Source organism: Caulobacter sp. B11, assembly GCF_002737765.1.
GTDB lineage: Bacteria > Pseudomonadota > Alphaproteobacteria > Caulobacterales > Caulobacteraceae > Caulobacter.
In genome coordinates, this window is record NZ_PEGG01000143.1 from 1 (window position 1) to 7,529 (window position 7,529).

Annotated in this window: 5 protein-coding genes and 2 pseudogenes; 3 read left to right on the forward strand and 4 right to left on the reverse strand. The window is 67.3% G+C overall.

Features of this window, described 5'->3' with window-relative positions; all coding sequences use genetic code 11:
• The first annotated feature begins 210 nt into the window (after positions 1–210).
• The 3 genes from CSW58_RS07185 (at position 211) to aguB (ending at position 4,270) form a co-directional block, all read left to right on the forward strand.
• Positions 211–2,265: a TonB-dependent receptor gene (locus CSW58_RS07185; protein ID WP_099446829.1), complete on the forward strand. Its 2,055-nt coding sequence runs from the start codon at positions 211–213 to the stop codon at positions 2,263–2,265.
• 128 nt (positions 2,266–2,393) lie between these two features.
• Complete coding sequence (locus tag CSW58_RS07190; RefSeq protein WP_099446830.1) at positions 2,394–3,395, forward strand: agmatine deiminase family protein; 1,002 nt, start codon at positions 2,394–2,396, stop codon at positions 3,393–3,395.
• Positions 3,392–4,270, forward strand: coding sequence for an N-carbamoylputrescine amidase (gene aguB / locus CSW58_RS07195; protein ID WP_099446831.1), 879 nt, complete (start codon positions 3,392–3,394; stop codon positions 4,268–4,270). Before CSW58_RS07190 ends, aguB begins: the two co-directional genes overlap by 4 nt.
• Positions 4,271–4,411: 141 nt before the next feature.
• On the opposite strand, the gene CSW58_RS15040 is transcribed toward aguB, so the two are convergent.
• The 4 genes and pseudogenes from CSW58_RS15040 to CSW58_RS07210 form a co-directional block, all read right to left on the reverse strand.
• Positions 4,412–5,248: a serine hydrolase domain-containing protein gene (locus tag CSW58_RS15040; RefSeq protein ID WP_369825108.1), complete on the reverse strand. Its 837-nt coding sequence runs from the start codon at positions 5,246–5,248 to the stop codon at positions 4,412–4,414.
• Positions 5,155–5,538 (reverse strand): annotated as a pseudogene (locus CSW58_RS15045) (serine hydrolase domain-containing protein); the annotation flags it as partial. The pseudogene CSW58_RS15045 and the gene CSW58_RS15040, both read right to left, overlap by 94 nt.
• Before the next feature lie 71 nt (positions 5,539–5,609).
• Positions 5,610–6,692: a serine hydrolase domain-containing protein gene (locus CSW58_RS07205; RefSeq protein ID WP_369825107.1), complete on the reverse strand. Its 1,083-nt coding sequence runs from the start codon at positions 6,690–6,692 to the stop codon at positions 5,610–5,612.
• 193 nt (positions 6,693–6,885) lie between these two features.
• Positions 6,886–7,529, reverse strand: a pseudogene (locus CSW58_RS07210) (hypothetical protein); the annotation flags it as partial.

A 7,529-nucleotide genomic window follows, 5' to 3' on the forward strand; every position in this document is an offset into this window, starting at 1 on the left:
CCGCGCCGAGTCGCTGTTCACCTCGCGGACCGGTCTGGGCACCACCGCCGCCGCCCTCGACTCGCAATGGTACGACGCGACTTATCTCGACGAAGGCACCACACTCGAAATCAACTCGGACTGGACCGATCGTCTGTCGACGACCGTTCGCGCCACCTATCGCGACTGGGTCAAGGGTCAAAACCCAAGAGCGGCCAGAACTATTCGGACGTGGCCATCTGCGCCGCGCCGAACGCCGACACCGCCCCGACCAACTCGACCATCACCACCTGCGCCAGCGGCTTCTCGTCGGTCCGTTTCGGACCTGACGCCTTCCGCCACGCCAACCAGCTGGACATCCAGGAAGCGGTGTTCCAGGGCACGGCGACCTACTCGCTGAACGACAACGTCTTCAAGCTCGGCTACCAGGGCTCGAAGAAGGAAGTGTTCAACGTGTTCGTGCCCAACTCGCGCGGCACATACTATTTCGACTCGATCGCCGACTTCGCCGCCGGCCGCGCCAGCTCGCTGACCTACAGCAACTCGGTCACCGGCAACGCCATCGACGCCGCCGCCGACTTCTCCTACTGGCAGCACTCGATCTACGGCCAGGACGCGCTGGACGTGACCGACGACATCAAGGTCACGGTGGGCTTCCGCTATGACTGGATCGACATGGCCGACGTCCCGGCCGAGAACCCCAACTTCGTCAAGCGCAATGGCTTCAGCAACACCAAGACCCTCGACGGTCTGGCCATCCTGATGCCGCGCGTCTCGGCCAGCTGGCGCGTGAGCGACACCCTCAAGCTCAACGCCGGCTTCGGTCTGTTCTCGGGCGGCCAACCGGAAGTTCTGTTCGCCACGCCGTTCTACAACAACGGTTACGAGATCGCCGGCACCACCATCCGCCGCTGCATCACCGCCGCGTCTAACTGCACCGGCGCTAACGGCTATCTGGAATCGTCGACCTCATCGTCGGTGACCCCGGGCTTCACCGCCGCTGTCGGCGCCGCGGCCCTGGACAACCTGCGCACCTTCACGGGCTTCGGCTATCAGATGCCGACCCTGGTGCAGCAGTTCCAGCAAGGCACCCTGCCCGGCACCCCGGGCATCAGCGCCGCCAACGAAGTCATCGCCCTGAACCCGGCTTTCGAACTGCCGGCCGAATGGAAGCTGTACTTCGGCGGCAACTGGGAAGTGTATGACGGCTGGAACCTCGACGTTCAGTACGTGGCCACCCAGGCCCAGAACGCCATCACCTTCGTCGACACCCGCGCCCAGCCGCTGATCATCAACGGCCAGCGCGCCCTGACCCCCGATGGTCGTCCGCGTTATGATGGTCTGACCCTGTCGCCCGTCGCGCGCAACGCCCAGGGCGTCTCGTCGACCAACCCGGGCGACAACCGCGATCTCGTCACCAACAACATCGACAAGGGCGAGGCCTTCACCTTCGGCGTCGGCCTGTCCAAGTCCTTCCAGTTCGGTCTGGACCTCGGCCTCGGCTACGCCCGTCAGAACATCGACGAGTCCAATGCCGGCCTGCGCTTCGGCACCACCGCCGGCTCGCTGTACAACAGCGTTCCGGCCGGCATGGATCCGGCCCGCGACGCCTACGGCACCGCGCTGGAAGAGATCAAGGATCGCTACAAGCTGGAAGCTGGTTACCGGAAGAAGTTCTTCGGTGATAACGAGACCCGCATCAGCATGTTCGCTGAACGCACCAGCGGTCGTCCGTTCGGCTTCACCATGCAGGACGCGGCTTCGGGCCGTAGCCCGGTGTTCGGCGTGAACCGCGCCGCCCAGCTGCTCTACGTGCCGGACATCAAGGCCGACACCAACACCACCGACCTGCAGATTGGCAACGTGTTCTTCATCGACGCCGCCAACCGCGACCGGTTCATCGGTTATGTGAACCAGTTCGGCCTGAAGCCGGGCATCCTTGAGAAGTATTCGAACACCAACAAGGATCTCAACCGCGTTGACCTGCAGATCAGCCAGGAACTGCCGACCCTGATCGACGGCCACAAGCTGAAGGTCCAGTTCGACATCCGTAACGTGCTGAACCTGGTCAACCGCGACTGGGGCAAGGTCGAGGAATACGGCGACGGCACCACCCTGGCTCGCGCGGCGTGCGTGAGCGCGACCGGGACGGCCCTGGCCTCCAACGCCACCGCCACCTGCCCGGCCTATGTCTATTCGCTGGTCCCGACCTCGATCGTCAGGACTCGCGGCGACGTGAAGAACTCGCTCTGGACGATGCAGATCTCGCTGCGTTACGAGTTCTAAGCTCGCGTCATCGACGTGTTACAGAAGGGCGGCCCGGCGACGGGCCGCCCTTTTTGTTATGGAACGGCCTTGACCGCTCGAGTGGTCAGGGCCATTTGCCCGCCTCTGTTTGTGACCAGGTTTTCGCCATGACCCCGATCGTCCCCGCCGAGTGGGCCCCGCACCGCGCCATGTGGCTGGGTTTTCCCAGCCATGCCGAACTCTGGCGCGAGGACCTGCCGGTCGCCCAGGCCGAGGTCGCGGCCCTGGCCCGCGCCCTGGCCGGTCCCGGGGGAGAACGCGTCAGGCTGATGGTGGTCGGCGACGCGGCCGAGGCGGCGGCTCGCGCGCTGCTGGGCGATACGACCGTGGAGATCGTGCGGGGCCAGTTCGGCGACATCTGGCTGCGCGACACCGGCCCGATCTTCGTCGAGACGGCCAAGGGGCCCATCGCGGCCGGCTTCGAGTTCAACGGCTGGGGCGGCAAGTTCGAGATGGAAGGCGACGACATCGTCGCCGAACAGATCGCCGCCGCGTCCGGAACGCCCCTGGTCCGCAACGGCTTCGTGCTGGAGGGCGGCTCGCTCGACCATGACGGCCTGGGCACCATCCTGACCACCCGCCAGTGCCTGCTCAACGACAACCGCAACGGCGACTTCGACGAGGCCAAGGCTAGCGCCGCCCTGGCCAAGGCCCTGGGCGCCAAGAAGGTGCTGTGGCTGGAGGATGGGCTGCTCAACGACCATACCGACGGCCATATCGACAACCTGGCCCGCTTCGTCGCGCCGGGCGTGGTGGCCTGCCCGATGGCCTTCGGGGCCGATGACCCCAATGCCGAGGTCTATGCCAATACCGCTCGGCTTCTGGCCGGCATGACCGACAGCCGTGGTTCGCCGCTTCAGGTGGTTCGCATCCCGTCGCCGGGCCGCATTCTCGATGCGGACGGCGAGATCGTCCCGGCCTCGCACATGAATTTCCTGATCGCCAACGAGGCGGTGATCGTGCCGATCTATGCGCAGGAGTCCGGCGCCTTCGCCGTCGAGGTGATCCAGGGCCTGTTCCCCGAGCGGGAGGTCATCGGCCTGGCCTCTACCGCCATCCTGACCGGCGGCGGCTCGTTCCACTGCATCAGCCAGCAGGAGCCCGCATGACCCGGACCCTGAACGTCGCCGCGATCCAGACCTCGTACGGGATGGATCTGGACGCCAATATCAAGAAGACCGAGGCCTTCATCCGCCAGGCCGCCGCCGGCGGCGCCCAGGTCATCCTGCCGTCCGAGCTGTTCCAGGGGCCCTATTTCTGCGTCACCCAGGAAGAGCGCTGGTTCGCGGAGGCCCATCCGTGGCGTGAGCATCCGGTGGTCAAGGCCATCGCGCCCCTGGCGGGCGAACTGGGCGTGGTGATCCCGATCTCGATCTTCGAGCGCGAAGGCCCGCACTATTTCAACAGCGTGGTGATGGCCGACGCCGACGGCTCGATGCTGGGCCTCTATCGCAAGAGCCACATCCCCGATGGCCCCGGCTATCAGGAGAAGTACTATTTCCGGCCCGGCGACACCGGCTTCAAGGTCTGGGACACGCGTTTCGGCCGGCTGGGCGTCGGCATTTGCTGGGACCAGTGGTACCCGGAAGCCGCCCGCGCCATGGCCCTGATGGGGGCCGAGGCCCTGTTCTATCCCACCGCCATCGGCACCGAGCCGCATGACCCGACGCTCAACACCACCCTGCCCTGGCAGCGGGCCATGCAGGGCCACGCGGTCAGCAATGTCATTCCGGTGATCGGCGCCAACCGCATCGGCTTCGAGCCCTGGGACAACTATCCCAATGGCGGCCAGCGCTTCTACGGCTCCAGCTTCATCGCCGATCATCGCGGCGACCTGGTCAGTGAACTGGGCCATGACGATGAAGGCCTGGTCTCGGCCAGCTTCGACCTCGACTTCCTGCGCACCCATCGCGCGGCCTGGGGCTTCTTCCGCGACCGCCGTCCCGACCTCTATGGCGCGCTGTCGGGGCCGCGCCCCGTCTGATTGCGACGACGCGCGCCGAACCCGGTCTTGGAGCCCTTTAGCTTTAGATGAGATCATCTAAAGCGTATAAAAGGGATCTAACTATCTGATTATAGGCGCTTTTTATCCTTTTTTCAGGGCTTCCTGAAAGCAGGGCAGGCTCTAGAGGCAGCTATAGGCGGCCTGGATCAACCGCACGGCGCGCGGATCGCCGATCAGATCGCTGCCCTGGCGGTTCATTACATAGGCGCCCGATACGCCCCGCGCCGGATCGGCGAAGGCGCAGCTGCCGCCCCAGCCGGAATGGCCGAAGGCGTCGGGGGTGGGGCCGTAGAAGAAGTTGGGGGTATTGCGCATGAATCCCGCGCCCCAGCTGATGTCGAAGGGCAAAACCAGATCGCGGCCGATGATCCGCTCGGCGCGCGCCAGCTCCAGGGCGGCCGGCGACAGGACCGCGACCCCGTCCAGAGAGCCGCCTGAGGCCAGGGCGCCCATCAGGCGGGCCAGGGCCGGGGCGGTGGCGTGGCCATTGGCCGAGGGGATCTCGACCCGCCGCCAGTCGGCCGTGCCGCGTCCGCCCGGGGCGGCCCAGGGCGTCAGGAAGGCGGCGCGCACCGCCTCGTTGGGTTCGCCGAACGTCGGCAGGGCGCTAGGCCGCTGCAGCTCCGCGCAGCGCGCGTGCTCGCTGTCGGGCAGGCCGATCCACAGGTCGAGGCCGAGCGGAAGCGCCAGGTCCTCGCGCAGGGCCGTTCCCATGGTCCGGCCGTCGACCCGGCGGAAGATCTCGCCCGCCAGATAGCCGAAGGTGATCGGGTGATAGCCGCTGGCCGAGCCCACGGGCCACAGGGGGCCATGGCCGCCAGCCTGGCGCAGACGGCGTCCCAGTCGAACCAGATGGTCGGCTCGGTTTCTTCCAGGAAGCCCGACAGGCCCGCCTGGTGCGAGAGCACCTGGCCGACGGTGATCGCGGCTTTCCCGGCCTGGGCGAACTCCGGCCAGACCGAGGCCACGGTCTGGTCGTAGGTCAGGCGGCCCTGGTCGACCAGGCGCGCGACCAGCAGGGCGGCCACGGCCTTGGTGGTCGAGAACAGCGGCGTCAGGGTGTCGGGCCCGAAGGGGCGTTGGCGCTGGCGATCGGCGAAGCCGGCCATCAGGTCAAGGACCAGCTCGCCGTCGAGGGTCAGCGAGAACCGGGCGCCGAGTTCGCCGCCGGATTCGAAATTGGCGGCGAAGGCGTCGCGGACCGGCGCGAAGCGATCGGGGCAGACCCCGCTGATCTCAATGCTCATGGTATTTCCTGCGAGGCGGGTCTCAGGCCTCTAGACCAGTTTCGACGCCGCGGGCAACGCGCAAACTTCGGTTACAGGCAGTCATAGGCGGCGGCCACCAGCCGGATGGCGCGCTCATCGCCGATCGCCTTGGGCCCGTGCCGGTTCAACAGATAGGCGCCCGATACGCCGCGCGCCGGATCGGCGAAGGCGACGCATCCGCCCCAGCCGGCATGGCCGAAGGCGTCTGGGGAGGGGCCGTAGTGCATGTAGGGCGCGTTCCGCATGACGCCGGCGCCCCAACTCACGGTGTGGGGCAAGACAAGATCCCGGCCGACAATCCTCTGGGCCCGCATCAAGTCCATGGCCTCGGGCGAGAGGACATGTACGCCGGCCAGGCTGCCGCCGCAGGCCAGGGCGCCCAGAAGGCGGGCCAGGGCGGGGCCAGTGGCCAGGCCGTTGCCTCCCGGGAACTCCCCACGTCGCCAGGCGCCCAGGCCCTGACCGCCGGGGCTCGCCCACTTGGCTTTCAGCGCGTACTCCACGGCCCTGTGAGTGGATTTAAGCGTGCCGGGTTTCTGCCAGAACGCCACTTCGGCGCAGCGCCGATGCTCCGTGTCGGGCAGTCCGATCCAGAGATCGAGGCCAAGCGGGATCGCCAGGTCCTCGCGCATGGCCGTCCCGAGACTCCGCCCATCGACCCGGCGAAAGATCTCACCGACGAGAAAGCCGTAGGTGTGGGGGTGATAGCCGCTCGCCGAGCCGACCGGCCACAGCGGCTCCATGGCGGCCAGTCGCTCGCAGATCGCCGGAGCGTCGTACCAGAGGATGCGATCTATCGGCTTGTCCAGGCCCGAAAGCCCGGCCTGATGCGACAGCACCTGTTCCACGGTGATCTCTGCCTTACCGGCCTGGGCGAACTCTGGCCAGATCGAGGCGACCGTTTGAGTGTAGGAGAGTTTTCCCTGATCGACGAGGCGCGCGATCATCAGGGCGGCGACGATCTTGGTGATCGAAAACACCGGCGCCAGTGTGTTGCGCCGGAACGGCCGCGTCCGCGCCCGGTCGGCATGGCCGGCCCGCATGTCCACCACGACCTCGCCGTCTATGGCCAGGGTAAAGCTCGCGCCCAATTCCTCGCCAGTCTTGAACTCGGCGACGAAGGCGTCGAGCAAGCGGCCGAAACGCTCAGGGCAACGACCAAGGACTTGGAACGTCATTTTACGCGACTCGAAGGAAGCAAGGCGGTGGAGATCAGGCCAGGCGTTCGATCCGGACCGTCGGCGAAGTCTGCTTGATCCGGGCCGCCATGGCGACGATCGCAGTTCGGGCGCATTCCAGATATTTGCGCCGCCGTCACCGTTTCCGCTACGCCGCCCACCGCCCTGGCCAGGCCATAGGACAGGGTCTGGCCCTCAAGGATCGAGGCGGCATAGAGCCGCGGTCAACAGGTCGCCGGTGCCGCTGGGCGAGCGCTCGGCCTTGGCGTGGGCGGACAGCCAGGCCTCCTGCGGTCGGCATAGACCACGCCGATCTCGCTGCCGCGGTGGACGGAACGAGACCAGGGTTCGGCTTGGCCAGCAGGCGGGCGGCGCGCACACGGGCCGATTGCGGATCGCGGGCGTCCGAGCCGGTCAGGCGCTGCAGCTCCCAGGCGTTGCGGCCACGAACATCGGCGCGCGGGATCAGTTCGGCCGCGATGGCCTCGGCCACTTCGGGGGCGACATCAAGCCCTTGCCGGCGTCGCCGCATGGTCGGGTCGATGAGCACGGTCGGCCTTGCGGCTGGAGGCGCCCTCGGCGTGGCGCGGCCCGCACGGCGTCGATGGCTCGGGCGGCGGCGCGGACCTGGGCGGCGCTTGGCGAATAGCCGGTGATCACCACGTCGGTCAGGGCCAAACAGCCCGTTGGCCTCCATGCCGTCCAGCATCCCCTCGAGCACCTCGATCGGCACGGCGCGCGCCGCCGGGCACGCCCCAGCCTGGGTGACGGCCATAGAGGACGGTCGGAACG